Annotated in this window: 25 protein-coding genes; 12 read left to right on the top strand and 13 right to left on the bottom strand. The window is 64.6% G+C overall.

Features of this window, described 5'->3' with window-relative positions; translation table 11 throughout:
- The first annotated feature begins 6 nt into the window (after nt 1-6).
- The 4 genes from FJ419_RS09000 (at nt 7) to FJ419_RS08985 (ending at nt 5,601) form a co-directional block, all read left to right on the top strand.
- A complete protein-coding gene (locus FJ419_RS09000; RefSeq protein ID WP_140689837.1) occupies nt 7-285 on the top strand; it encodes a sarcosine oxidase subunit delta in 279 nt (92 codons plus the stop codon).
- Complete coding sequence (locus tag FJ419_RS08995; RefSeq protein WP_140689835.1) at nt 282-3,275, top strand: sarcosine oxidase subunit alpha; 2,994 nt, start codon at nt 282-284, stop codon at nt 3,273-3,275. The genes FJ419_RS09000 and FJ419_RS08995 overlap by 4 nt, the downstream gene beginning before the upstream one ends.
- 7 nt (nt 3,276-3,282) lie before the next feature.
- Entirely contained in the window at nt 3,283-3,870 is a 588-nt protein-coding gene (locus tag FJ419_RS08990; protein ID WP_140691048.1) for a sarcosine oxidase subunit gamma, read from the top strand.
- Nucleotides 3,871-4,218: 348 nt separating this feature from the next.
- Nucleotides 4,219-5,601: an MFS transporter gene (locus FJ419_RS08985; protein ID WP_246679155.1), complete on the top strand. Its 1,383-nt coding sequence runs from the start codon at nt 4,219-4,221 to the stop codon at nt 5,599-5,601.
- Between the two features lie 14 nt (nt 5,602-5,615).
- Here the strand turns inward: FJ419_RS08985 and FJ419_RS08980 are convergent, their stop codons facing one another.
- Nucleotides 5,616-6,320, bottom strand: coding sequence for a nitroreductase (locus tag FJ419_RS08980; RefSeq protein WP_140689830.1), 705 nt, complete (start codon nt 6,318-6,320; stop codon nt 5,616-5,618).
- Nucleotides 6,321-6,553: 233 nt separating this feature from the next.
- Between FJ419_RS08980 and FJ419_RS08975 the strand changes: the two genes are divergently transcribed.
- The 5 genes from FJ419_RS08975 (at nt 6,554) to FJ419_RS08955 (ending at nt 14,214) form a co-directional block, all read left to right on the top strand.
- The gene (locus FJ419_RS08975) at nt 6,554-7,141 is read left to right on the top strand and encodes an XRE family transcriptional regulator (RefSeq protein ID WP_140689828.1); all 588 of its coding nucleotides are present in this window, start codon (nt 6,554-6,556) and stop codon (nt 7,139-7,141) included.
- Between the two features lie 98 nt (nt 7,142-7,239).
- Complete coding sequence (locus tag FJ419_RS08970; protein ID WP_140689826.1) at nt 7,240-9,693, top strand: FAD-dependent oxidoreductase; 2,454 nt, start codon at nt 7,240-7,242, stop codon at nt 9,691-9,693.
- Nucleotides 9,690-10,589: a homocysteine S-methyltransferase family protein gene (locus FJ419_RS08965; protein ID WP_140689824.1), complete on the top strand. Its 900-nt coding sequence runs from the start codon at nt 9,690-9,692 to the stop codon at nt 10,587-10,589. Before FJ419_RS08970 ends, FJ419_RS08965 begins: the two co-directional genes overlap by 4 nt.
- The gene (locus FJ419_RS08960) at nt 10,589-11,770 is read left to right on the top strand and encodes a pyridoxal phosphate-dependent aminotransferase (RefSeq protein WP_140689822.1); all 1,182 of its coding nucleotides are present in this window, start codon (nt 10,589-10,591) and stop codon (nt 11,768-11,770) included. The genes FJ419_RS08965 and FJ419_RS08960 overlap by 1 nt, the downstream gene beginning before the upstream one ends.
- Nucleotides 11,767-14,214, top strand: a complete 2,448-nt coding sequence (locus tag FJ419_RS08955) for an FAD-dependent oxidoreductase (protein WP_140689820.1) — start codon at nt 11,767-11,769, stop codon at nt 14,212-14,214. Before FJ419_RS08960 ends, FJ419_RS08955 begins: the two co-directional genes overlap by 4 nt.
- A gap of 142 nt (nt 14,215-14,356) precedes the next feature.
- Here FJ419_RS08955 and FJ419_RS08950 read toward each other — a convergent pair whose 3' ends face one another.
- The 9 genes from FJ419_RS08950 to FJ419_RS08910 form a co-directional block, all read right to left on the bottom strand.
- Entirely contained in the window at nt 14,357-14,560 is a 204-nt protein-coding gene (locus tag FJ419_RS08950; RefSeq protein ID WP_246679154.1) for a type II toxin-antitoxin system RelE/ParE family toxin, read from the bottom strand.
- A complete protein-coding gene (locus FJ419_RS08945; protein ID WP_140541977.1) occupies nt 14,557-14,790 on the bottom strand; it encodes a hypothetical protein in 234 nt (77 codons plus the stop codon). The genes FJ419_RS08950 and FJ419_RS08945 overlap by 4 nt, the downstream gene beginning before the upstream one ends.
- A gap of 72 nt (nt 14,791-14,862) precedes the next feature.
- Nucleotides 14,863-15,450 carry an NAD(P)H-dependent oxidoreductase gene (locus FJ419_RS08940; protein WP_140689818.1) on the bottom strand — a complete coding sequence of 196 codons (588 nt, stop codon included), beginning with the start codon at nt 15,448-15,450 and terminating at the stop codon, nt 14,863-14,865.
- A complete protein-coding gene (locus FJ419_RS08935; RefSeq protein ID WP_181170648.1) occupies nt 15,450-16,031 on the bottom strand; it encodes an NAD(P)H-dependent oxidoreductase in 582 nt (193 codons plus the stop codon). Before FJ419_RS08935 ends, FJ419_RS08940 begins: the two co-directional genes overlap by 1 nt.
- Entirely contained in the window at nt 16,031-17,434 is a 1,404-nt protein-coding gene (locus FJ419_RS08930) for an FAD-binding oxidoreductase (RefSeq protein WP_140689813.1), read from the bottom strand. Before FJ419_RS08930 ends, FJ419_RS08935 begins: the two co-directional genes overlap by 1 nt.
- Nucleotides 17,435-17,436: 2 nt before the next feature.
- Complete coding sequence (locus tag FJ419_RS08925) at nt 17,437-18,735, bottom strand: cytosine deaminase (protein ID WP_140689811.1); 1,299 nt, start codon at nt 18,733-18,735, stop codon at nt 17,437-17,439.
- Between the two features lie 75 nt (nt 18,736-18,810).
- On the bottom strand, nt 18,811-19,662 hold the full coding sequence (locus FJ419_RS08920; protein ID WP_140689809.1) for an ABC transporter permease: 852 nt from the start codon (nt 19,660-19,662) through the stop codon (nt 18,811-18,813).
- Nucleotides 19,649-20,470: an ABC transporter ATP-binding protein gene (locus FJ419_RS08915; RefSeq protein ID WP_140689807.1), complete on the bottom strand. Its 822-nt coding sequence runs from the start codon at nt 20,468-20,470 to the stop codon at nt 19,649-19,651. The genes FJ419_RS08920 and FJ419_RS08915 overlap by 14 nt, the downstream gene beginning before the upstream one ends.
- A 15-nt stretch (nt 20,471-20,485) precedes the next feature.
- Complete coding sequence (locus FJ419_RS08910; RefSeq protein ID WP_140689805.1) at nt 20,486-21,490, bottom strand: ABC transporter substrate-binding protein; 1,005 nt, start codon at nt 21,488-21,490, stop codon at nt 20,486-20,488.
- A gap of 253 nt (nt 21,491-21,743) precedes the next feature.
- Between FJ419_RS08910 and FJ419_RS08905 the strand changes: the two genes are divergently transcribed.
- Nucleotides 21,744-22,127, top strand: a complete 384-nt coding sequence (locus FJ419_RS08905) for a RidA family protein (protein ID WP_140689803.1) — start codon at nt 21,744-21,746, stop codon at nt 22,125-22,127.
- Between the two features lie 61 nt (nt 22,128-22,188).
- Nucleotides 22,189-22,986, top strand: a complete 798-nt coding sequence (locus FJ419_RS08900; protein WP_140689801.1) for a creatininase family protein — start codon at nt 22,189-22,191, stop codon at nt 22,984-22,986.
- 18 nt (nt 22,987-23,004) lie between these two features.
- Here the strand turns inward: FJ419_RS08900 and FJ419_RS08895 are convergent, their stop codons facing one another.
- Both FJ419_RS08895 and cobD read right to left on the bottom strand, forming a co-directional pair.
- A complete protein-coding gene (locus tag FJ419_RS08895; protein WP_140541987.1) occupies nt 23,005-23,514 on the bottom strand; it encodes a tyrosine phosphatase family protein in 510 nt (169 codons plus the stop codon).
- On the bottom strand, nt 23,511-24,566 hold the full coding sequence (cobD, locus tag FJ419_RS08890; RefSeq protein WP_140689799.1) for a threonine-phosphate decarboxylase CobD: 1,056 nt from the start codon (nt 24,564-24,566) through the stop codon (nt 23,511-23,513). Before cobD ends, FJ419_RS08895 begins: the two co-directional genes overlap by 4 nt.
- Between cobD and cbiB the strand changes: the two genes are divergently transcribed.
- On the top strand, nt 24,565-25,554 hold the full coding sequence (cbiB, locus tag FJ419_RS08885) for an adenosylcobinamide-phosphate synthase CbiB (RefSeq protein WP_140689797.1): 990 nt from the start codon (nt 24,565-24,567) through the stop codon (nt 25,552-25,554). The two genes, cobD and cbiB, sit on opposite strands and share 2 nt — an antisense overlap.
- Here cbiB and cobO read toward each other — a convergent pair.
- On the bottom strand, nt 25,551-26,180 hold the full coding sequence (cobO, locus tag FJ419_RS08880) for a cob(I)yrinic acid a,c-diamide adenosyltransferase (RefSeq protein WP_140689795.1): 630 nt from the start codon (nt 26,178-26,180) through the stop codon (nt 25,551-25,553). The genes cbiB and cobO overlap by 4 nt on opposite strands.
- Nucleotide 26,181: the final 1 nt, after the last annotated feature.

Genomic DNA, 26,181 nt, shown 5'->3' with positions numbered 1-26,181 from the left:
TTGAAAATGCTGATCACCTGTCCCTATTGCGGCCCGCGCGACGTTATCGAATTCACCTACCAGGGCGACGGCAACCGCGAGCGGCCGCAGCCCGCCTCGCAGGACCTCGACGCCTGGAACGCCTATGTCTACGACCGGCTCAATCCGGCCGGTGACCACAACGAGATCTGGCAGCATTCCGGCGGTTGCCGCGCGCATCTCAGGGTCGTGCGCAACACGCTCTCGCACGAAATCCTGAGCACCGCATTCGCCCGTGGCGGCCACAAGGCGGAGGGCCGCTCGTGAGCCCCCGCCGCACAGACACCGGCGGCCGGATCGACCGGCTGCGCACCATCCGCTTCACCTTCGACGGCGCGCCTTACACCGGTCATGCCGGCGACACGCTGGCTTCGGCGCTGCTCGCCAATGGCGTGACGCTGTTCGGCCGCTCGTTCAAGTACCATCGCCCGCGCGGCCTGCTTGCCGCCGGCGTCGAGGAGCCGAACGCGCTGGTGACGGTGCTGCGCGGCGAGGTGCGCGAGCCCAACATCGCGGCGACCATGGTCGAAATCTACGACGGGCTCGTCGCCGTCAGCCAGAACCGTACCCCCTCGCTCGCCTGGGACATCGGCGCCCTCAACCAGCTTGGCGGCAAGCTCCTGTCGGCCGGCTTCTACTACAAGACCTTCATGGGGCCGGTGATCGGCCCGCTGAAGGGCACGCGCTTCTGGATGTTCTGCGAGCATTTCATCCGTCGCGCCGCCGGCCTCGGCAAGGCTGGCACCGCTCCCGATCCGTCTCGCTACGAGCGCATGAACGCCTTTTGCGACGTGCTGGTCGTCGGCTCCGGTCCGGCCGGCCTGATGGCGGCGAAAGCCGCCACCGACCAGGGCGCCCGCGTCATCCTCGCCGATCTCGAAGCCCATTTTGGCGGCTCCGCCAACTGGTCGGGCGAAACCATCGACGGCATGCCTGCCGCCGAATGGGCCCAGCGCACGGTCGCGCAGCTCGGCGGCAACGACAATGTGCGGCTTTTGCCGCGCACGACGGTGTGGGGCTATTACGACGGCAACACGCTGGCCGCCCTCGAACGGGTGACCGATCATAAGGAAACGCCAGCCAAGGGCGAGCCGCGCCAGCGCTACTGGGCGATCCGCGCCGGCACGGTGGTGCTCGCCACCGGTTCCTTCGAGCGGCCGCTGGTGTTTCCGGGCAACGACCGTCCCGGCGTCATGCTGGCGCATGCGGCGGAACGTTACGTCAATGAATACGGCGTGCTGCCGGGACAGCGCATCGCGCTCTTCACCAACAACGACAGCGCCTATCGCTCGGCCGTTGCGTTAAAGAAGACCGGCGCGACCATTGTTGCCATCGTCGATGTCCGCGCCGACGTCTCGAACGACATGCGCCGGCTCGCCGGCGAGGCCGAGGCCGAGCTTCTGGACGGCCATGCCGTGGTTGCGACCGAAGGCGGCAAGGCCCTCACCGGTCTCAAGGTGCGGCGCTTCGATGCCACGGGCGGTACGCTGAGTGGCGACGAGCGCAGCATCCATGCCGACAGCCTTTTGATGTCGGGCGGCTGGTCGCCGACCATTCATCTCGCCAGCCAGGCGGGCGCCAAGGCTGAATGGGACCCGGCCAGGCAGGCCTTCCTGCCGCCCAGGCCAACGCAGCTCTGGATCGGCGCCGGCGCCTTCACCGGCAGCTTCTCCACCGCCGAAGCTATCGCCGAGGGCCGCGCGGCCGGCGTTTCGGCTGCCGGCGGAACGGCGGCGCCCGCAGCCCTGCCGATCGTCGAGGCCGCACCGGGCGACCCCGATCCAGCGCCGGTCTTCGAGATCAAGGCCAAGGGCAAGAGCTTTGTCGACTTCCAGCACGATGTCACCGCCGAGGACGTGCGGCTGGCGCATCGCGAGGGTTTCGTATCGGTCGAGCACCTGAAGCGCTACACCACGCTCGGCATGGCGACCGACCAGGGCAAGAACTCCAATGTGCCTGGCCTTGCGATCATGGCCGAGGCGCTCGGCAAGCCGATCCCCGAGGTCGGCACGACGCGCTTTCGCCCGCCTTACACGGCGGTCTCGATCGGCTCCCTTGCTGCCGAGCGTTTCGGCGATCTCAAGCCCCAGCGGCTGACGCCGATGCATGACTGGCACCTCGCCAACGGCGCGACCATGTATTCGGCCGGCCTCTGGTACCGGCCGATGATCTACGGCCTTCCCGGCGAGACGGTCGAGCAGGCCTATGTCCGCGAGGCCAGGGCGACGCGCGAAAGCGCCGGCATCGTCGATGTCTCGACGCTGGGCAAGATCGCAGTGCAGGGACCGGACGCGGCCGAGTTCCTCGACCGCGTCTACACCAACATGTTCTCCACTTTGGCCGTCGGCAAGGCCCGCTACGGCTTGATGCTGCGTGAGGACGGGCTTGCCTTCGACGACGGCACCACCTGGCGGCTTGGCGAGCAGGAATTCCTGATGACCACCACCACCGCCAATGCCGGCAAGGTGATGCAGCATCTGGAATATTTCCTCGACGTCATCTGGCCGGAGCTGAAGGTCACCGTCACCTCCGTCACCGACGAATGGGCGGGTGCGGCGATCGGCGGGCCGAACGCGCGCGCCATCCTCGCCGGTTGCGTCGCCGGCACCGCAGTCGACAACGCCACCCTGCCCTTCATGGGCATCGTTCATGGCCGCATCGCCGGCGTGCCGGTGATGATCTGCCGCCTGTCCTTCTCCGGTGAAATGGCGTTCGAGGTCTATTCCGGCGCCGGCTACGGCACCCGCGTCTGGGAGGCCCTGATCGAGGCCGGCAAGCCGTTTGGCCTTGTGACCTACGGGCTCGAGGCACTGGGCACGATGCGTATCGAGAAGGGCCACGTCACGGGCGCCGAGATCGACGGCCGCACCACGGCGCGCGACCTCCATCTCGACTGGATGCTGTCGAAGAAGAAGCCGTTCGTCGGCTCGGCCATGATGGACCGCGAAGGCCTGATCGCGCCCGACCGGCTCGAACTGGTCGGGCTGATCGCGCTAGACAACCGGCCGTTTAACGGCGGCGGCCATGTCGTCGAGGAACTGGACGAGGACAATCCGCACGACTCGCTAGGCCACATCACCGCCTGCTGCTATTCGCCGGCGCTCGGCAAATATATCGCGTTGGCCTTGGTCAAGGGCGGCAAGGCAAGGCAAGGGACCCGCGCCTTCGTCTCCGACCCGCTGCGCAATCGGTTCGGGCCGATCGAGATCGTCTCAAACCATTTCTACGATCCGGACGGGAGCCGCATGCATGGCTGAGCACGAGTTGCCCGAACGCCAATCGCCGCTCGAGCCAGAGTACCATCCGGGTTCACACGGCAATTTCGAACATGGCGTCGATGTCATCCTGTCCGAGACGCGGCCGGGCTCGATCCTGCAGCTCGCGGCATGGCCGGGTGAAGAAAAGCAGCTGATCGAAATTATCCGCAAGGTCACCGGTCTCGCTCTGCCCGACGGCGCCGGCGGGGGTGTGAGCAACGGTGCGCGTGCCGCCTTCGGTTTCGCGCCGGGAAAATTCACCGTGGTGGATGAGGCCGAAGGCCTGGCCGCGGCCTTCGCCGGCGCCGTCACGCCGGCCATCGGCACGCTGACGGACCTTTCGCATGGCCGCACCGCGATCCGCATCGCTGGTCCGAAGGCTGAATGGGTGATGGCGAAGTTCTTCGCTATCGACTTCGCCTTGCCGGCCTTCCCGCTCGGCGCTGGACGTTCGACCAACCATCACGACATCTTCGCCCAGATCCAGCGCAGCGGCCCAGACCAGTTCGACATCTACGTCTTCCGCTCCTTCGCGCGCTCCTTCTGGAAGGCCTTGTGCCACGCCTCGGAGGAAGTCGGTTACGAAGTGCAGTGAGCATTAAGGTGCGTTGAGATTCAGGTCAGGCCGAGTCGAAAATGACGATTTCCGAGAACCGGAGCGGAGCGTACTTATAGTACGTGAGCACCGGAAGCGCAGGAAACCGGCATTTGCAGGCCGGCCTCACCTGAATATCGACGCACCTTGGTCCAGCCGGCATTCTGGCACTACGGACGGCTACAACTGCTGCTTGAGCGTTGGCCCAGCAGGGACGATAGATAAGGAATCATCGGCGTTTGCCAGGGCAAACGTCCGCTCAGGCAACCAGTTCGACCATATCCTTCCATGACTGTTGAGACTTCGGCGACGGCCACGACCCGCTTTGCTCCGGCGGAGGGTCCGTCGATGCTGTTGCCTGCGACCGTCGCTTGCGGCGTGTTCATGACCAGCCTCGACCAGAATGTCGTGGTGACCGCGCTGCCCGGCATCGGCGAGAGCCTCGACCGGCCGCCAAGCCAGCTTGGCCTTTTGATCACCGTCTATGTCGCGAGCCTCATCGTCACCATGCCGCTCGGCGGCTGGCTGGCCGACCGTTTCGGGCTGCGCAACGTCTATTGCTTCGCGCTGCTCGTCTTCGCCGGCGCCTCGGCCTTGTGCGGCCTTTCGGAAAACATCTGGATGCTGGTCGGCTCGCGCGCCCTGCAAGGCTGCGGCGGCGCGCTGATGGGCACGCTTGGTCAGGTCGTGATCCTGTCGAGCTTCCCGCGCGACCGCACGCTGAAGATCAACATGTATATTTCGCTCGCCGGCCAATCCGGGCCGCTGGTCGGGCCGCTCGTCGGCGGCGCCCTCACCACCTACGTCTCCTGGCGCTGGATCTTCTACATCAACATCCCGATCGCGCTGACCGCGGCGCTGCTGGCCGCCTCCCTGTTTCCGACGACGACCAAGCCGGTGCGCACGCCGTTCGATTTGCCTGGCTTCCTGCTCGTCGGCTGCGGCATGACGCTGCTGGTCTTCGGCATGGATTCGGTCGCAGCGAGAGATGTAGCCATCAGCACCATGGCGCTGGAACTCGCCTTGGCGATCGTCATCCTGACGGTTGCCGCCTTCTACTGCCTGCGCGCGCGCAATCCGCTGCTCGACCTCAATCTCTTGCGAATCCGCACCTTCCGCATCTCCTTCCTGACGGGCGGCGGCCTCGACACGATCGGCCTGAGCTCGGTGGTCTTCCTCTTGCCGCTGATGTTCCAGCTCGGCTTCGGCATGAGCGCCTTGCAGGCAGGATCGCTGACCTTCGTCGCCGCGATCGGGTCCTTGATCATGCGCTTCTTCATGCCGCGCCTTTTGAACCGTTTCGGCTTCAAGCGCGTGCTGGTCACCAATACGCCGATCGTCGCTTTGCTGGTCGCGGGCTTCGCCCTGATGCAGGAGAGCCTGCCGGCCTGGATCGTGCTTGCTTATATTTTTGCCTTCGGCGTCTTCCGCTCGGTGCAATGGGCCTCGACCGGCAATCTCTCCTATTCGGACATCGCGCCGGAGCAGCTCGCGCGCTTCAGCGCGCTCTATTACATCCTGTGGCAGCTGGCGGTGGCGATCAGCGTCGGCCTCGCGGCCGCGCTGCTGTCGCTGCTTGCCGGCGGCGGCAAGGCCGGCATCGACGACTACCGCATCCTGTTCGTCACCGAAGGATTGATCACGCTTTGCGCGCTGTCGGCCTATCTGAGGCTGACGCCGCAGGACGGCGCCCATGTCAGCGGCCATGGCGCGCATATGAGCACCGACTGACGCCTCCGCCGAAGCTACTTCGCGAACGTCACCCAGTCCTCGAGCGGCGCGCGGTCGGTGCGGAACTCGTTTTCAGGCTTGGACGTGTCCTCGTAGCCCAGCGCCATGCCGCAGACGACGATCTCTTCGTCGGGAATATCGAGCACCGGCCTGATCTGGCGATGATAGGGCGCGAAGGCCGCCTGCGGGCAGGTATGCAGCCCCCTGCCCCGCGCCGCGACCATGATGTTCTGCAGGAACATGCCGTAGTCGATCCACGACCCTTGGTTCAGCCTCCGGTCGATCGTGAAGATCATGCCGACCGGAGCGTCGAAGAAGACGAAATTGCGGTCGTGCTGGGCGCGCATCCTGTCGACCTCGCGGCGTCCGATACCCAGCACCCCGTAGAGCCCGAAGCCGTTGGCGCGGCGGCGGGTGAGATATGGTTCGAAGAACTGGTCGGGATAGTAGCGGTACTCGTCCCACTCGGCCTTTTCGGCACGGATGCCGGAATTGAGGATGGCGTCGCTTATGCGCTGCTTGACCTCGCCCTTGGTCACATAGACGCGCCAGGGCTGCATGTTGGTGCCCGACGGCGCGCGCGCGGCGACCGCCAGGATCGCGCGGATCGTGTCGTCATCGACCATATCGGGCAGAAACGCGCGCACCGACCGGCGCGACAGGATCGCATCGTCGACGATCGCCGCGTCCATGGCGATTCGGCTATTCTTCTCCAGCATGGGCCGTCCCTTCGCGCATGGCCGGAACTGCAACCGGTTCCATGGCGACCATCCGCAGACACTAAAACTGTATTGGTCCCCGACCGGACGTCCCCACTCGCCGTTCGTGATCGTGGCTTTGCCTCAACCTCAAAAATCGCGCAAGTAAATCTTGCGGTTTGTGAAAATCCCCTTGATTTTTTCATGACTTTGCCGCTTCATGAAATTTATACAGATTTTTTCACGAGAAACGCTTGAGCTCGACTACAGCCAGATCGGAGCAGGATAATCGCGACCGGCTGCTGGCCGGCGACATCCGTGCGCTTCGCAAGGCGCGCGGCCTCACGCTGGCCGAGATCGCCCTCAAGCTCGGTCGGTCGGTCGGCTGGGTCAGCCAGGTCGAGCGCGGCCTCTCGGTTCCCTCGCTGGGTGACTTGCGGGCATTCGCCAGCCTCTTCGATGTTCCGATCAGCCTGTTCTTCAGCCATGACGTGCCTGTCGAGCAGGAACGCGGCGTGGTCGTGCGCGCCGGCAGCCGCCGTTCGCTTGGCACAAGTGAATCCGGCCTGGTGGAGGAGCTTCTGTCGCCCGATCTCGGCGGTAGCTTCGAGATGCTGCGCTCGGTGTTCGCGCCGGGCGCGGAGCTGAAGACCGAAGCGCGCCGCCCGACGGAAGAAGCGGGCTATGTCGCGTCGGGCACATTCGAGATCGAGATCGACGGCGTCTGGCATCGTCTCGGCGAAGGCGACTCGTTCCGCTTCGAGGGCAAGCCGTTCCGCTGGCGCAATCCCGGCGCCGAGCCGGCAGTGGTCATCTGGGTGGTTTCGCCACCGGTATACTGACAATGCATGTCACCCAAAAGTGCCAAGCGGTTTTGGGATAACGACATGCATCAAAAACAAAAATCAAAGCGCGAAGCGCTGAGACTCTGGAGGAAGAAATGGCCGGTTTGCCGACCACGGCACGCGTGGTGATCATCGGAGGCGGCGTCGTCGGCACCTCCTCGCTCTATCACCTCTGCAAGGCGGGCTGGACCGATTGCGTGCTCCTGGAAAAGAACGAGCTGACCTCAGGCTCGACCTGGCATGCCGCCGGCAACGTGCCGACCTTCTCCTCGTCCTGGTCGCTGATGAACATGCAGCGCTATTCGACCGAGCTTTACCGGGGTCTGGCCGAAGCGGTCGACTATCCGATGAACTACCATGTAACCGGCTCGCTCCGGCTCGCCCATACCAAGGAGCGCATGCAGGAATTCCAGCGCGCCAAGGGCATGGGCCGCTACCAGGGAATGGATATCGACGTCGTCGGACTGGACGAGATCAAGCGCCGCTACCCCTTCATCGAGACGCATGAGTTGAAGGGCGCGCTCTATGACCCGAGCGACGGCGACATCGACCCGGCTCAGCTGACCCAGGCGCTGGCCAAAGGCGCGCGTGACATGGGCGCCAAGATCATCCGCTTCTGCCCGGTCACCGGCGTGCGTCGCGAGAACGGCGAATGGGTGGTCGAAACACCGCAAGGCGAAATCCGCTGCGAGATCGTCATCAACGCGGCCGGCTACCGCGCCGCCGAAGTCGGCAAGATGTTCGGGCGCGACGTGCCGATGATGGTGATGAGCCACCAGTACATATTGTTCGAGGAGATCCCCGAGCTTGCCGCCTGGACGAAGGAGCAAGGTCACAAGCTGCCGCTGCTGCGCGACGTCGACACGTCTTATTACTTGCGCCAGGAAAAGAGCGGCATGAATCTCGGCCCCTATGAGCGCAATTGCCGCGCGCATTGGGCGACCCACAACGATCCGATGCCGGAGGATTTCTCCTTCCAGCTTTTCCCCGACGATCTCGACCGCCTCGAGCATTACCTCGCCGACGCCGTCGCCCGCGTGCCGATCCTCGGCACCGCCGGCCTCTCCAAGGTGATCAACGGCCCGATTCCTTACGCGCCGGACGGCAATCCGCTGATCGGGCCGATGCCCGGCGTGCCGAACGCCTTCGAGGCCTGCGTCTTCACCTTCGGCATCGCGCAAGGCGGCGGCGCCGGCAAGGTGCTGGCCGAATGGGTCACCGAGGGCCAGACCGAATGGGACATGTGGTCCTGCGATCCGCGCCGTTTCACCAGCTTCGCCTCGGCTCCCGACTATTGCGTTGCCAAGGGCATGGAGATCTACGGCAACGAATACGCCATCCAGTTCCCGCGCCATGCCTGGCCGGAGGGACGCAACCGCAAACTGTCGCCGCTGCATGATCGCATCAAGGCGCTGGGCGGCCAGTTCGACGCCTATAATGGCTGGGAGCGCGCAACTTGGTACGCACAACCCGGCGATGATACTTCCGAAGAGTCTACCCTCACCTTCCGCCGCGAAGGGCCGTGGCATGGCGCGGTGCGCGAGGAATGCCTTGCCGTACGCGACGCCGCCGGCATCCTCGACCTGCCCGGCTTCTCGCGCTTCAACCTCGAAGGTCCTGGCGCGGCCGATTGGCTGGCCTTGCAAGTCACCGGCCTTGTGCCGAAACCCGGTCGCATCGGCCTCGTCTATTTCGCCGACGACAAGGGCCGCATCGTCACCGAGATGTCGGTGGTGCGCCTTGGCGAGGACCAGATGACACTGATCACTGCGGCTGTCGCCCAATGGCACGACTTCGAATGGCTGAAGTCGCGCATGCCCGCCGATGCGGCCTTCACGCTGACCGACCGGACGGAGGAATTCTCAACGCAGATTCTGACCGGCCCGACTTCGCGAAAAATCCTGGCCGAAGTCTGCGACGCCGACCTGACGCTGCCCTGGCTGACGCATCAGGAAACAACCATTGCCGGGCGCTGGGCGAAGCTGGTGCGCGTCTCCTTCGCAGGCGAGCTCGGCTGGGAGATCCACACGAAGATCGCGGACACGGCGACCGTCTTCGACGCCGTCTGGACTGCCGGCCGGAAGCACGGGCTAAAACCCTTCGGCATGTATGCGCTGGATTCGCTGCGGCTGGAAAAAGGCTACCGCGCCTGGAAGGGCGATCTGTCGACCGACTATTCGATCCTGCAGGGCGGGCTGGAGCGCTTCGTCAAATGGGACAAGCCGGAATTCCGCGGCAAGGCGGCTTTGCTCAATGAGAAGCAGCAGGGCGTGAAGAAGCGCTTCGTCACCCTGGTCGTCGAGAACCCCGGCGACTGCGACGCGCCCTATATGTCGACGCTCTGGCATGACGGCACGATCGTCGGTGAGACGACGTCGGGGGGCTGGGGCCACCGCGTCGGCAAGTCGATCGCGCTCGGCATGCTGCGCGCCGATCTCGCGCAACCGGGCACCGCGATCGAAGTCGAGATTTTCGGCGACCGCTTCAAGGCCATCGTCCAGAACGACGAGCCGCTGTGGGATCCGAAGAATGAGAGGTTACGGGCATGACCTCCGTCATCCTCACCGACGGCGGCATGGGACAGGAACTGGTCCGGCGCAGCAGGTCCGAGCCGACGCCGCTGTGGTCGGCCAGGGTGCTGATCGACGAGCCGGAACTTGTGCGAGACCTGCATGCGGAATTCATCCGTGCCGGCGCCCGTGTCATCACCATCAACACCTATTCGGCAACGCCGGAGCGCCTGGCCCGCGAGGGCGCCGAAGATCTGTTCAAGCCGTTGCAGAAGCGCGGCATCGAACTGGCGCGCCAGGCTCGCGACGAGGCGGGCGACGCCGCTATTGCCGGTTGCCTGTCGCCTCTGTTCGGCAGCTACGCGCCGGCGCTGACCATCTCCTTTGAGGACACGCTCGATATCTATCGCCGTATCGTCGCCGAGCAGGCCGACGGCGTCGATCTGTTCCTGTGCGAGACGATGGCCTCCGCCGAGGAGGCGCGCGCGGCGGTCACCGCGGCCTCGGAAAGCGGCAAGCCCGTATGGGTGTCCTGGACGCTTGCCGATCATGGCACGCCGCGCCTGCGCAGCGGCGAAACCATTGCTGCCGCCGTCAACGCGCTCGACGACCTGCCGGTTGCGGCTCGGCTGCTCAACTGCTGCCGGCCCGAAGCCATCGCCGCCGCCTTGCCCGAACTCGTTGCCCTGGGTGGACCGGTGGGTGCCTATGCCAACGGCTTCACTTCGGTCGAGGCATTGAAGCATGGCGGGACGGTGGACGTGCTGCACGCCCGCCATGATCTCGATCCGCAAGCCTATGCGGACCAGGCCATTGGCTGGGTCGATCTCGGCGCCGGCATTGTCGGCGGCTGTTGCGAAGTCGGCCCTGCTCATATCGCCGCCCTGCGCGACAAGCTCACGCGGGCCGGTCACCAGATTTCGGGAGTCTCCTGATGCCAAAACCGTCAAAGCGCATTACCGGTATCGTGCCTTCGGGCAAGGATGGCTGGGAAGTCCACTTCGCCGCCTGGACCCGCAAGCAGGCCGGCGAAGACATCATCGTGCTCTCGGTCGGCGACCATGACTTCGACACGCCGTCTGAAACGATCGAGGCTTGCGTGAGCGCCGTGCGCGGCAGCAATCATCACTACACGCCGCTGCCCGGCCTGCCGCGCCTGCGCAAGGCGATGGCCGCCGCAGCGACCGCTTGCGCCGGCATCCTCACCGAACCCGACGAGGTCATCGCCACGCCTGGCGGCCAGGCAGCGCTTTACGCCGCCGTGCAGGGCGTGCTCGACCCGGGCGACCACGCCATCGTCGTCGCGCCCTATTACGCCACCTATCCCAACACATTCAGCGCCGCGGGCGCCAGCTTCACCGTGGTCGAGACGCCCGCGGAAGATGGGTTTCAACCTCGCGCGGAGATGATCCGCGCTGCGCTCAAGCCAAACACCCGCGCCATACTGATCAACACGCCGAACAACCCGACCGGCGCGGTCTACTCGCGCGAACGGCTCGAGCAGCTGGCCGAAATCTGCAAGGAACACGATCTCTGGCTGCTGTCGGATGAGGTCTACTGGACGCTTGGCGGCGGCGAGCACATCTCGCCGCGCTCGTTGCCCGGCATGGCCGAGCGCACGCTGGTCATCAACTCCATGTCGAAGAGCCACGGCATGACCGGCTGGCGCATGGGCTGGCTGACCGGACCGAAAGCGATGATCGCGCTGATGACCGACCTCAATCTGGTCACGACCTACGGCCTGCCGGCCTTCATCTCCATCGCCTGCGCCGAGGCGCTCGAAAATCACTATGGCGTGAAGGATATCGCCGAGCGTTACGCCGCGCGGCGCACGATCTTCCTCGATGCCATACGCGGCGCCAATGAAGTCACCGTGCGCGGCTCCGACGGCGGCATGTACATCATGCTCGATGTCTCCGCGGTCGAACCCGACGACGAGAAATTCGCCTGGGCGCTGCTCGACAAGGAAAAGGTCGGCGTCATGCCCGGATCGAGCTTCGGCGAGGCTGCCGCCGGGCATATCCGCATCAGCCTCTGCCAGCCCGAATCCGTCCTCAAGGAAGCAGCGCTTCGCGTGCGCCGCTTCGCTTCCAACTATCGCCGCGAGGCCGCATGACCAAGACTACACCCAGCAAGGCCCGCGCCGTCATCATCGGCGGCGGCGTCTCGGGCTGCTCGGTCGCCTATCACCTGGCCAAGCTCGGCTGGACGGACATCGTGCTGCTCGAACGCAAGCAGCTCACCTCAGGCACCACCTGGCATGCGGCCGGGCTGATCGGCCAGTTGCGCGGCTCGCAGAACATGACGCGGCTGGCGAAATATTCGGCCGAACTTTACGTCAAGCTCGAGGCCGAGACCGACGTCGGCACCGGCATGCGCCAGGTCGGTTCGATCACCGTCGCGCTGACCGAGGAGCGCAAGCACGAGATCTACCGGCAGGCTTCGCTGGCCCGCGCCTTCGATGTCGACGTGCGCGAGATTTCGCCGCGCGAGGTCAAGGAGATGTACCCGCATCTCAACGTCTCGGATGTTGTCGGCGCCGTGCATCTACCGCTCGACGGCCAGTGCGATCCCGCCAACATCGCCATGGCGCTGGCCAAGGGCGCGCGCCAGCGGGGTGCGACGATCATCGAGAATGTGAAGGTCACCAAGGTTCACACGATGAACGGTCGCGTGTCCGGCGTCTCCTGGACGCAGGGCGAGGAGCAAGGCACCATCGAGACAGACATCGTCGTCAACTGCGCCGGCATGTGGGCGCGCGAGTTGGGTCGGCAGAACGGCGTCACCATCCCGCTGCATGCCTGCGAGCATTTCTATCTGGTCACCGAGCCGATCCCCGGCCTCTCCCGCCTGCCGGTGCTGCGCGTGCCGGACGAGTGCGCCTACTACAAGGAGGACGCCGGCAAGATGATGCTCGGCGCCTTCGAGCCGGTGGCGAAGCCCTGGGGCATGGACGGCATCCGCGAGGATTTCTGCTTCGACCAATTGCCCGAGGACATGGATCATTTCGAGCCGATCCTGGAAATGGGCGTCAACCGCATGCCGATGCTGGGCACCGCCGGCATCCACACCTTCTTCAACGGCCCCGAGAGTTTCACGCCCGACGACCGCTACTATCTCGGCGAGGCGCCGGAGCTTTCCGGCTACTGGATGGCGACCGGCTACAACTCGATCGGCATCGTCTCCTCCGGCGGCGCCGGCATGGCGCTGGCGCAATGGATCAATGACGGCGAGGCCCCCTTCGACCTGTGGGAAGTCGACATCCGCCGCGCCCAGCCCTTCCAGAAGAACCGCCGCTACCTCAAGGAGCGCGTCTCCGAAACGCTCGGCCTGCTCTATGCCGACCATTTTCCCTACCGCCAGATGGCGACCTCGCGCGGCGTGCGCCGCTCGCCTTTGCACGAGCATTTGAAGGCGCGCGGCGCGGTCTTCGGCGAGGTGGCGGGCTGGGAGCGCGCCAACTGGTTCGCGCGCGAAGGCCAGGAGCGCGAATACCGCTATTCCTGGAAGCGGCAGAACTGGTTCGACAACCAGCGCGAGGAACATCTCGCGGTGCGCAACGGCGTCGGCCTGTTCGACATGACTTCCTTCGGCAAGATCCGCGTCGAAGGCCGCGATGCCTGCGCCTTCCTGCAGCGGCTCTGCGCCAACGACATGGACGTCGCGCCGGGCAAGATCGTCTACACGCAGATGCTCAACCAGCGCGGCGGCATCGAGAGCGACCTCACCGTGACGCGGCTGTCGGAGACGGCCTATTTCCTGGTCGTGCCTGGCGCCACGCTGCAGCGTGATCTCGCCTGGCTGAGAAAGCACGTCGCCGACGAGTTCGTCGTCATCACCGACGTCACCGCCGCCGAAGCCGTCATCTGCATCATGGGTCCGGAAGCGCGAAAACTGATCCAGAAGGTCAGCCCGAACGACTTCTCCAATGAAGCCAATCCGTTCGGCACTTTCCAGGAGATCGAGATCGGCATGGGTCTTGCCCGCGCCCACCGCGTCACCTATGTCGGCGAGCTTGGCTGGGAACTCTATGTCTCCACCGAACAGGCGGCCCATGTCTTCGAGGCGATCACCGAAGCCGGCGCCGATCTCGGCCTGAAGTTCTGCGGGCTGCACACGCTCGATTCCTGCCGCATCGAAAAGGCCTTCCGCCATTTCGGCCACGACATCACCGATGAGGATAACGTTCTGGAGGCGGGCCTTGGCTTTGCGGTGAAGACGAGCAAAGCCGGCTTCATCGGCCGCGACGCTGTGCTCAGGAAGAAGGAAGCCGGCCTATCACGCCGGCTGGTACAGTTCCGCTTGAAAGACCCGCAGCCGCTGCTCTTCCACAATGAGGCGATCCTGCGCGACGGCCGGATTGTCGGCCCGATCACATCCGGCAATTATGGCCACCATCTCGGCGGCGCGATCGGGCTTGGCTATGTGCCTTGCCAGGGCGAGAGCGAGGCGGATGTGCTGGGTTCATCCTACGAGATAGAAATCGCCGGCGAGCGTTTCACGGCGGAAGCCTCGCTGAAGCCGATGTATGATCCGAAGGCGGAACGGGTGAGGATGTAACCTTTCCTCTCGCGGCTTCGGGCAGGATTGCCCGCAGGCGTGAGCAAGAGTCGCTATTACTTGTCCGGCATGGTTGACGGATCGCGAGCACCATGTCGAATACCGACAATCATAATTTCGGCGGCGGAAGGCTCATAGTAGATCAGGTGGGATAAGGCCGCACGACGATCCGGCGCATCGGCCTTTCGTCTGTGGCAACGCCGGCCAGGGGATGTTCGAGCAACAGATTGATGACTGCGTGGAGTCTGGCTTGGATCCGCTTCGCCCCTTTGGGTGACTGCAACGCGATATTGCCGAGAACCTCGTCCAACTCGGCTAACGCCGCCGGCGTGTAGCGAAGCTTCACAGGCCGTGCTTCGCCCAAACAGCACGGACTTCCTCGTCGGTTGCAAATTCACCACGCGCAGCCTGCGCTCGGGACATTGCGAGCGAGGCTTTTTCCTCTCGGCTCAGTTGGTGAACGGGTTCGTCCCCCACATCACCCGCGAGGCGCAAGAGGACACGTGCGTACTCGTCCTGCAATTCAGGAGGCAAGGTGCGAACACGTTGGACTGCATGCTCGAAAAGCTTGGTCATGCCTTTATTATGCACTTCATTTCCGCATAAAAAAGGCGTTCGCCACAATCCCGCAGGATAGCTGAAGTCCCCCTAAAACCGCTCAAGCGTCCTGCGGACTTTGACCAGAAACCCCGCCCTGCTCTTCGGCGTCGACGAATCCATCAGATAGTGCGCCAGGAAAAACGTCTTGCAGCGCGTGGCGCACAGCGCCCGCATGCCGCGCAAAATCGTCTTGCGTCCCGGCTGGCCGACGACCACGCTCCACCAGGTCGGCGCGCCGCAGGTGGTGATGACGCCGACCTTGGTTACATGCCGCATTAGCGACGTGATCCGCCCCTTGCCGGCCGGCAGCTTGAAGGCGATGTCGGTCGCCCACACCCGGTCGAACCAGCCCTTCAGCATCGCCGGCAACCCGTACCACCAGGTCGGGTAGATGAACAGGATCGCCTGCGCCCATTGCAGATGCTCGAAATGCGGCGTCAGCGCCGGGTCTTGCGGCGCCCGGCCGTTGTAGAGGCGCCGCTCCTCGCAACTCATCACTGGATCGAAATTCTCGGCATAAAGGTCGAGCAGCCGCACGTCCCAGCCTCGCCCTTTCAGCACCTCCACCGCCGTGTCGCGGATCGCCGCGCAATAGCTTTCCGGCACCGGATGGCAATAGACCACCAGCACGCGCATCAGAACGCGTCCATCGCCGCCGCGACCTTCGCCAAGAAGACTTTGCGCGTCTCGTCGGTGGAGAGGTTCATCGAATAATGCGCGAGATAGGAGACGGGAGCGCCTGGCTTAATGGTCGCCCGCAGCATGCGCTTGACGACCTTCCGCGGCGGATCGCCCATCAGCATGGCGCGAAAACGGCTGCCGCCATAGGTGGTGATGGCCGCCATCTTGCGGATGTTGTGCAATGTCGGCTGCACCTTGCCGTCGACCAGCTTGAACGATACGCCGGGCAGGAAGACCCGGTCGAAGAAGCCTTTCAGGATCGCCGGATAGCCGTAATTCCAGACCGGGAAAGACAGCACCAGCGCTTCGGCATTCTTCAGCCTTTCGACATGGCCGGCGACCGCGTCGTCCGGCCCGCGCGGGTGGTGGTAGCCAAGCCGCTCGGCGCGCGTCATCCGCGGGTCAAAATCCTCGGCATAGAGGTCGCAATCATCGACCGCATGCCCCGCCGCGGCGAGCCGTTCGACGATCGTCTTGTGCAGGCCGGCGTTGAAGCTGGTCTCCACCGGATGAGCGAAGAGCACGAGGATTTTCATCAACCAGCCTTCTGCAATCCCTTGAACAGGAACGTGCGGCCGGAGCGATAATCATAATCCGGGTTTTCCCAGGCGATCATCTTGCCGGGGTTGAGCAGCCCTTGCGGATCGGTCTCGCGCTTGAAGGCGAGCTGGATCTCGTCGGTCTGCTTCATGCCGCCTTCTTCCAGCGTGTACCGGTGCGGGTTGAAGATCGGGCAGCCATTCTCCTCATGCAGGCGGATGATCTCGTTGAGCCGTGCCTCGGTGGTGAACTTGATCAGCGGCAGGCCGAAGCAGGTGATGTTGCCGTCGAGCCGCACGAATTCGAGATGCGAGAACACCTCGCCCGGGAACATCGCGTCCATCTTCTCGACCAGCGCCAGCTGGTTGGGGAACGGATAGAGCGACTGCAGATAGGTGATCGACGGGTCGACGCGCAGTGCGCGCAGGGTCGTGTGGTTCCAGGCAAGCTCATAGGCCGGCGGCAGGCCCTTCTTGTCCTCGTCCGTCGCGGTCGCCGCATTGAAGATGACCTCGCCGCCGGCGCGCCGGGTGAAGGCCAGGAAGGCGTCGAGCCCATGCTTCGCGACCATGACGACGCAGATGCTTTGCCCCTCGCGCAAGAATTTCTGGTGCCGCTTGAAATAGAGCTGCGGCACGGGTGCGGCGATCGGCGTGATCAGCTTGGTCAGGATGCCGTCCTGGCAGGCAAGCGCGTTGCCGTAGCGGGCGGCGCCTATGAAATTGTCGAAGCCGACGATAACGTCAATCCAGTCATAGGCGGCGGTCAGGGGCATCTCGACCTCGGTGATGATGCCGTTGGTGCCGTACGCATGGGTCACCTTGTGCAGGTCCTCGCCGGTGAGCTCGAGCGCCTTGGGCTCGGCCTCCATGGTGACGACGCGCAGCCGCAGCACATTGCCGAAATCGCGCAAGCCGCCGAAATTGATCGAGCCGACGCCGCCGGAGCCGCCAGCGATGAAGCCGCCGATCGAGGCGGTGTTGTAGGTCGAGGGCGAGAGCCTCAGCTCCTGTCCGGAATGCGCCCTCGTCGCCCTGTCGATGTCGGCCAGCACCGCGCCCGGCCCGGTCACCACGCGCCCCGGCGCGATCGTCTTGATCTCGTTCATCTCGGCGAGGTTCAGCACCACGCCGCCCGACAGCGGCATGGCCTGCCCGTAATTGCCGGTGCCGCTGCCACGCGGCGTCACCGGCACGCCGTGCCTGTGGCATGCGGCAAGCACGCGGATCACCTCGTCTTCGTTCTTCGGCGTGACGATCAGGTCGCCCTTGACGTGATCGAGCTGCGCCTTGAGCACCGGGCTGTACCAGTAGAAGTCGCGGCTCTTCTGCTGGACGATGGCCGGATGGTCGTCGAGCTTGATGCCGTCGAGATCGTGCTTCAGCGCCGCGATATCCATTATCAAACCATCAGTTCGTCGAGTTCGGCATAGTCGGGCAATTGGCGTTCGATCGCCTTGCCGTCGCGCACCACGATGCGATCCGATTCGGGCCGCGACAGCAATTCGGTCCAGCTGCGTCCCTTGAAGACGATGAAATCGGCTGAGCCGCCGGCGGCCAGCATGCCGGCGCCGTCGAGCCGCATCACCTCGGCCGGTGTTGCCGCAACCGCCCTGGGCCAGTCGCCGACCGGGTGGTCGAGATGCAGGATGCGCGTCGCCATCCGGTAGACCTCCAGCATATCGAGATCGCCATAGGCGTAGAACGGATCGCGCGTGTTGTCGGAGGCCACCGCAACCTTGATGCCGCGCGCCTTCATCTCGTGCAGCAGCGTCACGCCGCGCCAGCGCGGGGTGGTTTGGTTGTTGCGGCGGTCCTGCAGATAGAGATTGCACATCGGCAGCGACACCACGGCAAGCCGCGCCTTCGCCACCTTGTCCAGCGTGTCGAGCACCTCGAGGTCCGGCTGGCGCGCCAGCGAGCAGCAATGGCCGACCAGGATGTTGCCCTCGAAACCGTTCCACAGCGACGCCTCTGCGATCTTCTTCAGCGAGATGGCCGCGACGTCGTCGGTCTCGTCGGCATGGAAATCGAGATCGAGCCCATGCTCGATCGCCTGGGCGAAAACCTGGTCGAGCAGTTCCTCGAGATCGGGCACCATATAGGTCACGACGCCGAGCACACCCTTGGCCGCGGCGACGCGTTTCGCCAGCCGTTCGAACCAGGCCTTGTCGCGCACGCCTTCGATGCCAAGCAGGCAGGCCGCCTGCAGCTCGATGCGCCCGCGCCATTTTTCCCGCATCGTTTCGAACACCGGCCAGGAGATCTCCTCCTGCGGCGGCACGCTGTCGAGATGCGTGCGCACGGCCTTGGTGCCATGCGCATAGGCCGAGCGCAGCGAGAAGTCCATGCGGCGCGCGACATCCTCGGCGCTCCAGCGCGTGGTGCGGTCGGCGCCGGTGGCATTGAGCGCGCCCATGAAAGTGCCGTCCGGATTGGGCTTTCGCGGCCAGATATGGCCCTTGTCGATATGGGTGTGGCAATCGACGAAGCACGGCAGCACGATGCGGCCGGCAAGGTCGATCGCGTCGGCTTCTGCTTTCGACTTGGCACGGGCGACAATGCTCGCGATCTTACCGTCGGCGACAGATATGTCGGCAAGCGCAAACCCATCCGGGTCGAAAGCGGCGGCAAGACCCGGCGTGAGCGATCGATGAAGCCGAATGTTAGCCAGGCGATAAGAACCAGAGGGTGGTATCAAGGCCTGGCCCCCGCTGTCTTATGCAGAACTGGTCCCCAAATGGGCGCCTCACTATTCTCAATCGCGTCGCGCACCTTACCGCTCCTGTTTCAGCGCGCTCTCGTGCCAGCGGCGCAAGATGAGATGCGATACCAGCGACAGCACCAGGAAGATCAATATGCCGGTGAGCGAGATCAGGATCAGCGCCGCGAACAAGCGCGGAGCATTGAGCCGGTAACCGGCCTCGATGATACGCGACGCAAGCCCCGACGACTGCCCTTGCGCGCCGGCGACGAATTCCGCCACCACCGCGCCGATCAGCGACAGGCCGCCGGCGATCTTCAGCCCGCCGAGGAAATAAGGCATCGCCGCCGGCAGCCGCAGATAGCGCAATTGCTGCCAGCGCGTCGCGCCGTTGAGGTTGAACAAGTCGCGTAAGTTTCGGTCCACCGAGTTCAGGCCGAGCGTGGTGTTGGAGAGGATCGGAAAGAAGGCGACGATCCAGGCGCAGAGCAGCAGTTTGACGGTCTGGTTGTCCACATAAATGTTGATCAATGGGAAGATGGCGACGATCGGCGTCACCTGCAGCACGATGGCGAAGGGGAAGAATGACATCTCCACCCATTTCGACTGCGCGAACAGCACCGCCAGTCCGACGCCGCCGATCACGGCGAGCAACAGGCTGAAAAAGGTGATCCTGAGCGTCACCAGCAGTGACGAGAACAAGAGCCCCGCATCGTTGTGCAGCGTCTGCAGCACCACGCCCGGCCGCGGCAGGATATATTGCGGGATCTCGTTCCAGACGCAGATGCGGTCCCACAGCACGATCGCCAGCACCATGATCGCCAGCGGCAGCACCCATTTGCCGATGCGCTCCAGCCGCTCCTGGCGGGCGCGGCGCGCCTCTTCCGGATCGAGCGTCAGGACATTGTCTTCAATGGCCGTCATTTTGCGATCCGGCGGTTGAGTTGATGGCGTCGACCAGCACGCCCGAGGCCTGCCGGCAAAGCGCAGCGTAGGCCGGCGAGGTGCGGAACGCTTCGTCGCGGGGATAGGGCGCGTTGACGGGGAGCTCACCGTGGACGCGGCCCGGCCGCGCGGCCATGACGACGACGCGGCTGGACAGGAACACGCTTTCGAACACGCTGTGGGTGACGAAGACGACGGTGAAGCGCTCGTCCTGCCACAGCTCTAGAAGATCGTTGTTGAGCTTGAAGCGGGTGATCTCGTCGAGCGCCGCGAAAGGCTCGTCCATCAGAAGGATGCGCGGCTTGGTCACCATGGCCCGCGCGATCGAGACGCGCATCTTCATGCCGCCGGAAAGCTCGCGCGGCACGGCGTTCTCGAAGCCGCTGAGGTGGACGCGCGACAGCATCTCCATCACCGCCGGCTCCGCCTTGGCGCGCGACACCCCTTTCAGCCTCAGCGGAAGCCAGACATTGTCGAAGACGCTGGCCCAAGGCAGCAGCGTCGGCTCCTGGAAGACGAAGCCGATATTCGAGCGGTCGATTGAGCCGCGCCAGTCGAGCTGGCCGGACGTCGGCGTCGACAGGCCGGCGATCAGCCGCAGCGCCGTCGACTTGCCGCAGCCCGAGGGGCCGAGCAGGCTCACGAAATCGCCCTCGCGGATCGCCAGGTCGACCTTGCTCAGCGCCGTCACGCCGTTGGAAAAGACCTTGCCGACATTGCGCAACGCCAGCAGCATCTGGGCCTCCCCCGATACCGCCGGCGTCTCAGCCACTTTCTCCTGGATCATCTCAGGCCGGCCGCCTTACTTCTTCAGCTCCAGCCCGACACCCTTGTTGATGAAGGCCAGCGTATAGGCTTTCTTGATGTCGAGGCCCGGCTGCGCGACCTTGGCCTTGACCATCTTGTCGTAAAAACTCTGGATGCGGGCTTCGGTCATCGCGCCGATGCCGAGCTTTTCCGAATCGCCCGAATCGACCACGCCGAACTTCTTCATCTGCTCGATCGAGAAGGCGATCTGCTCATCCGTCATGTCCGGATTGTCCTTCTTGATCATCTCGTTGGCGGCCTTGTTGTCGCCATAGAGGTATTTGTACCAGCCCTTGGCCGAGCCATCGACGAAGCATTGCACCACCTCCGGGCGCTTGTCGATCGTGTCCTGCATCACCTCGATGGTGGTCGCATAGGTATCCCAGCCATAGTCGGCTAGCAGGAACTGGTTCGGCGTGAAGCCGCCCTGCTTCTGCACGGCAAACGGCTCGGACGTCACATAGCCCTGCTGGATCGACTTCTTGTTGGCGATGAAGGGTGCCGGATTGAATGTATAGGGCACGCGCTTGGCGGCATCGAAACCGAGATCGGTGACCATCCACTGGAAGAAGGTCTGCGCGCCTTCGTCGCCCATGATGTACTGGTCGGCGTTCTTGAGGTCTTCCCACTTGTCCAGCCCCTGCCCCGGCTGGGACATGATGACCTGCGGATCCTTCTGGAAGTCGGACGCGACGACACGCATCGGAATGCCCTGCTGCACGGCATCGAAGGCCGAAAGCAGATTGCCGCCCATATAGAAATCGATCTTGCCGGCAAGCAGCATCGGTCGGCCGCTGACCTGCGGGCCACCCTGCATGATGGTCACATCGAGGCCGCAGGCGGCATAGGTGCCGTCGGCGATCGCCTGGTAGTAGCCGCCATGTTCCGGCTCGGCCAGCCAATTGGTGCCGAACGTCACCTTTTCGTTTGCGGCCGCACCCAGCGTGCCCGCCGCCAGCAGGACGACGGCGCCCGCCAGCATCTTTCCTTGTCCGATCATAAACTCACCCTCTCTTGGCTCCGGCGCGCAACGCGCTGGGCTCGACACCGTTGATTCAAGAAGCAAGACACATGCCACCGCCAGGGCCGCCTGCTCGTGCGGCAGTCGTTGCCGAGACCGGACGGGTCATGCCGTACGCGAGGCATCGTGCCTATTTTTTGGACGCCTGTCCATAATCGCTCCTGGCGGCGTCCACGGCATCTTGAATGTTTCATGAATCCGCCACTAGGCTGTCGGCCGACAGGAGAATGCCATGCTCAAATACCTCGCCCCCAAGTCGATCAAGCCGCCTTTCGCCCGCTACAGCCACGGCGTCGAAATACCGGCCGGAAAGCGCCTGGTGCTCTGCTCGGGTCAATTGGGCATCGGCCCCGACGATGCCGTGCCGGATGATGCCGGGGCGCAGACGGAGCTCTGCTTCAAGAACATCGCCGCGATCCTCAGCGAGGCCGGGCTGACCTTGAACGACATCGTGCGCATCAACGCCTTCGTCATCGGCCGCGAGCACCTGCAGGCCTATATGGATGTCCGCAACCGGCTCTTTTCCGATCCGGCGCCGGCCTCCACGCTGATGATCGTCTCCGGCTTCGCCCGCCCGGAGTTCAAGGTCGAGGTCGAAGTTCTGGCAGCGGGCTAGCTGTTTCCGGGGATAGTCTCTAGACCTCAGGCCGGACAGCAGACCAATCGGGAGACGAAAAGTGACGACAAGACGCGTGTGGTGGGGCGATTACCGGACGACCGAATACGCCTCGATCGACGCCGAAGCGACCATCGCCGTGCTGCCGGTGGCGGCGATCGAGCAGCACGGCCCGCACCTTCCGGTCTCGACCGACACCTCGATCATGGCGGGCATGCTGGAGACGGTGATCGCGCGTCTGCCCGACGATCTCGACATCCGCATCCTGCCGGTGCAGGCGGTCGGCAAATCGAACGAGCATCTGCATGCGCCGGGAACGCTCACCTTGCCCGCCACCACCTTGGTCGACGCCTGGACCGAGCTTGGCCTGTCGGTCGCCCGCGCCGGGGTGAGAAAGCTGATCGTCGTCAATTCGCATGGCGGCAATGAAGAGATCATGGGCATCATTTCGCGCGAATTGCGCGTGCGCGCCAAAATGCTGTCGGTGAAGACGAGCTGGCAGCGCTTCGGCCGCCCGGCCGGCATGTACACCGAGCTCGAGAACCGTCACGGCATCCATGGCGGCGATGTCGAAACCTCGCTGATGCTGCACTTCCGGCCCGACCTCGTCGACATGAGCAAGGCGGAGAATTTCGTCTCCAATGTCGGGCGCGCCGAAAAGGAATTCGCCCTGCTGCGCCACACCGGCACGCATGCCTTCGCCTGGATCGCCAGCGACCTCAATCCGAACGGCGTGGTCGGCGACGCCTCCATCGCCACGGCCGAGAAGGGCCGGCTGACGGCGGAAATGCAGGCCGACGGTTTTATCAACCTGATCCGGGATGTGCGCAAGGCGAAGCTTGCCGAGTGGCTGTCGTAGCGGCGGGTCTGCTTTGACTTAAGCTTCGATCGCCAATTCGAAGGGGATCCCCTCAAACGCGTCGGCGCCGCGTCCGATGGCGTCAATCGCCGCGATCATGCGGCCGTCACGCTCAAGCAGCATGTCGGCGACGGCGATCAGCCGCGGATTGGGCGTGGCCGTCGGCGAGAGGAAGCGCAGCGTCCGGGCGAGTTCCATCTCGTCGCGCTTGGGCGCCAGCGCCGCCGCGATGATGTAGGCCGATGCCGTCGAGCGGCTGACGCCGGCATAGCAATGCACCACCAGAGGCTTCGCCCGATCCCAGCGATAGGCGAAATCGAGCAAGGCCCGCACATGCTCCTCGCCGGGCATCGTCATGCCTTCCTGCGCCACGGCGATGTCGTGCATGACGAGATGCAGGTGGTTTTCCGCCAGGATCGAGGCCGGGCGGACCACTTCGGTGCCTGCGGCGAGCAGCGACAACAACCGCTGCGCACCGGTCCTTGCCACGGCCTCGTCGACCTTCGACAGCGAACAGACGTGGATCATTGCCCGAACTCCTTTGGCGCATCCTTGCGCCGCGCGGCCCAAGTGGCAAGGGCGCCTTCGAGGCGTTGCCATTCCGCTTCATTGCCCGGCAAACCGACACGCAGCACTTGAGGCCGCTCGGCAAAATGGCGGACCAGCACGCCGCTCGAGCCAAGTGCCGAAAAAAGGCCTGCGGCCTCGGGGAACGACAGATAGCGGAACAGGCTGGTGCCGCCGGCGACCGGAACATCGAATCGGCCAAGCAGCGCGTCGAGCCGCCCGGCATCCTGCGCCAGGCGTTGCCGCATATCAGTCTGCCACTTTGCATCCGACAAGGCGCGGATGCCATATTCGAGCGCCGGGCCGGCGACCGCCCAGGGCCCGAGCTGCGCATCCAGCCGCTCGGCCATCAGCGGATCCGCCAGCGCGAAGCCGAGCCGAACACCGGCGAGGCCGAAAAATTTGCCGAAGGAGCGCAGCACGACGATGCCGCCCTGCCCGACATCGCCGGCCAGGCTTTGCTCGATTGGGCCGACATCCATGAAGGCCTCGTCGACGACCAGCAGCCCGCCCTTGGCGCGAAGCCGCGCCGCAAGGTCGAGCAGACGGGCCTTTTCGACCAGCCGCCCATCCGGATTGTTGGGATTGACCAGCACCGCAAGGTCCGCCTCGGCCAGCGCGCCGAAATCACTGATTTCCGCGACGGCATGGCCGGCAATGGCGGCGGCCCGGGCATGTTCGGCATAGGTCGGGCCGAGCACCAGCGCCTTGCCGGGCCGCAGCAGCGAAGCGACGCGCGGCAGGAGAATCTGCGTGCCGGGCGCCGCCGCCACATGCGCCGCCGACGGCGCGCCATAGGCCCTGGCCGCAATTTCGGCCAATTCGCGCAGTTGTCCTGCCTCCGGCAATCGGGACAGCGCTGTGGCGGGCAGATCGAAAAGCGGATAGGAGTGCGGATTGATACCTGTCGAGAGGTCCACGAAAGGTTTTGGCGCATGAGGAAAAAGCGCGTTTGCCCGGCCAAGGCTGCCGCCATGATCAACCGCTGCAATCGCTCCGCTTAGAAGTTTCATGTCCGTCCTGATCGCTTTCCTGTCACTCGCCGTCGAACGCGCCCTCGGCTACCCGGACTGGCTGTTCGGCGCCATCGGCCACCCGGTCACCTGGATCGGCAGGCTGATATCCTTTCTCGATCGCCGGCTCAACCACGCTACGGATTCCGACGAATTGCGTCGCCGACGCGGCGTCCAGGCCTTGCTCGTCATTCTGCTGGTGCCCGGCCTGATTGGCCTGGCGCTGCATGTCCTGCTCTGGATGATGTTCCCTACGGGCCTCGTCATCGCCGCCATCCTCGGTTCCTCGCTGCTGTCGCAGAAAAGCCTCGCAGAGCATGTCGAGGAGGTCGCCGACGCGCTGGAGACCGGCGGCCTGACGCTCGGCCGCATCGCCGTATCGCGCATTGTCGGCCGCGATCCGGAAAAGCTCGACAAGGCCGGTGTCGCGCGTGCCGCGATCGAAAGCCTGGCCGAGAATTTTTCGGACGGCATTGTCGCGCCCGCCTTCTGGACCGGCATCGGCGGCCTTGGCGGAGGTGCTGCCTACAAGGCCGCCAACACCGCCGATTCGATGATCGGCCACCGCACGCCGAAATACGAAGCCTTTGGCCGTGCGGCCGCCCGTTTCGACGATCTGGTCAACCTGCCCGCGTCGCGGCTCACCGGCCTGCTGATCGTGCTGGCGGCCTTTCTTGTGCCCGGCGCCGATCCGCACTCCGCCTGGCATGTCATGCGCCGCGACGCGAGGAAGCACCGCTCGCCCAATGCCGGCTGGCCGGAAGCCGCTATGGCCGGCGCGCTGGGGCTTTCGCTCGCCGGACCGCGCAGCTATGGCGGCGAGGTCGTCGAGGACGCCTTCATGGGCGAAGGCGGCCGCCGCGAGGCCGAAAGCACCGACATCCGCCAGGCGCTCAAGCTCTATCGCGTAGCCGACTGGCTGCTGCTCGGCCTGTTCGCGGTCGTCTCGGCGATCGTGATCTACCTGACCATCTTGATCGGCGGCTAGAACTCAATTCCCTGCTGCGCCTTCACGCCCGCGGCGAAATGGTGCTTGGTCAGCCCCATCTCGGTGACGAGATCGGCCGCCTCGACAAGGAGCGGCTTGGCGTTGCGGCCGGTGACGATCACATGCAGGTCGTCCCGGCGCGCCTTCAGCGATGCGACCACCTTTTCCAGGTCGAGATAGTCGTAGCGCAGGGCGATATTGAGCTCGTCGAGCACCACGAGGCTGATCGACGGATCGGCCATCAGCTCCAACGCCTTGGCCCAGGCAGCTTCGGCGGCGGCGATGTCGCGCTTCAGGTCCTGCGTCTCCCAGGTGAAACCCTCGCCCATCGCATGCCAGACGACACGGTCGCCGAAGGCCGCGAAAGCGTCCTTCTCGCCGGTATGCCATTTGCCTTTGATGAACTGCACGACGCCGACGCGCTTGCCATAGCCCAGCATCCTCAGCGCCAGGCCGAAGGCAGCCGTGGTCTTGCCTTTGCCCGGCCCGGTGTTGACGATCAGGAGGCCTTTCTCGATCGTCTTGGCGGCCACCTCCGCATCCTGCACCGCCTTGCGCTTGGCCATCTTGGCGCGGTGGCGCTCGGCGTCCTTGTCGTCGATGGTCTTGTCTTCGATTTCGGCCATG

This window comes from Mesorhizobium sp. B2-6-2 (genome assembly GCF_006440615.1).
Taxonomy (GTDB): Bacteria; Pseudomonadota; Alphaproteobacteria; order Rhizobiales; family Rhizobiaceae; genus Mesorhizobium.
Note: the sequence above shows the minus strand (reverse complement) of the source record. Positions and strands in the feature narration are given on the sequence as shown.

Bases quoted from the DNA above. Each gene is read 5' to 3' on its own strand.
- FJ419_RS08980 (WP_140689830.1), bottom strand. From the start codon at position 6,320: ATGCTGGAGAAGAATAGCCGAATCGCCATGGACGCGGCGATCGTCGAC.
- FJ419_RS08955 (WP_140689820.1), top strand. From the start codon at position 11,767: ATGACCAAGACTACACCCAGCAAGGCCCGCGCCGTCATCATCGGCGGC.
- FJ419_RS08920 (WP_140689809.1), bottom strand. From the start codon at position 19,662: ATGACGGCCATTGAAGACAATGTCCTGACGCTCGATCCGGAAGAGGCG.
- FJ419_RS08905 (WP_140689803.1), top strand. From the start codon at position 21,744: ATGCTCAAATACCTCGCCCCCAAGTCGATCAAGCCGCCTTTCGCCCGC.
- cbiB (WP_140689797.1), top strand. From the start codon at position 24,565: ATGTCCGTCCTGATCGCTTTCCTGTCACTCGCCGTCGAACGCGCCCTC.
- FJ419_RS08930 (WP_140689813.1), bottom strand. From the start codon at position 17,434: ATGGATATCGCGGCGCTGAAGCACGATCTCGACGGCATCAAGCTCGAC.
- FJ419_RS08970 (WP_140689826.1), top strand. From the start codon at position 7,240: ATGGCCGGTTTGCCGACCACGGCACGCGTGGTGATCATCGGAGGCGGC.
- cobD (WP_140689799.1), bottom strand. From the start codon at position 24,566: ATGAAACTTCTAAGCGGAGCGATTGCAGCGGTTGATCATGGCGGCAGC.
- FJ419_RS08985 (WP_246679155.1), top strand. From the start codon at position 4,219: ATGCTGTTGCCTGCGACCGTCGCTTGCGGCGTGTTCATGACCAGCCTC.
- FJ419_RS09000 (WP_140689837.1), top strand. From the start codon at position 7: ATGCTGATCACCTGTCCCTATTGCGGCCCGCGCGACGTTATCGAATTC.
- FJ419_RS08915 (WP_140689807.1), bottom strand. From the start codon at position 20,470: ATGATCCAGGAGAAAGTGGCTGAGACGCCGGCGGTATCGGGGGAGGCC.
- FJ419_RS08960 (WP_140689822.1), top strand. From the start codon at position 10,589: ATGCCAAAACCGTCAAAGCGCATTACCGGTATCGTGCCTTCGGGCAAG.
- FJ419_RS08945 (WP_140541977.1), bottom strand. From the start codon at position 14,790: ATGACCAAGCTTTTCGAGCATGCAGTCCAACGTGTTCGCACCTTGCCT.
- FJ419_RS08940 (WP_140689818.1), bottom strand. From the start codon at position 15,450: ATGCGCGTGCTGGTGGTCTATTGCCATCCGGTGCCGGAAAGCTATTGC.
- FJ419_RS08895 (WP_140541987.1), bottom strand. From the start codon at position 23,514: ATGATCCACGTCTGTTCGCTGTCGAAGGTCGACGAGGCCGTGGCAAGG.
- FJ419_RS08935 (WP_181170648.1), bottom strand. From the start codon at position 16,031: ATGAAAATCCTCGTGCTCTTCGCTCATCCGGTGGAGACCAGCTTCAAC.
- cobO (WP_140689795.1), bottom strand. From the start codon at position 26,180: ATGGCCGAAATCGAAGACAAGACCATCGACGACAAGGACGCCGAGCGC.
- FJ419_RS08910 (WP_140689805.1), bottom strand. From the start codon at position 21,490: ATGATCGGACAAGGAAAGATGCTGGCGGGCGCCGTCGTCCTGCTGGCG.
- FJ419_RS08965 (WP_140689824.1), top strand. From the start codon at position 9,690: ATGACCTCCGTCATCCTCACCGACGGCGGCATGGGACAGGAACTGGTC.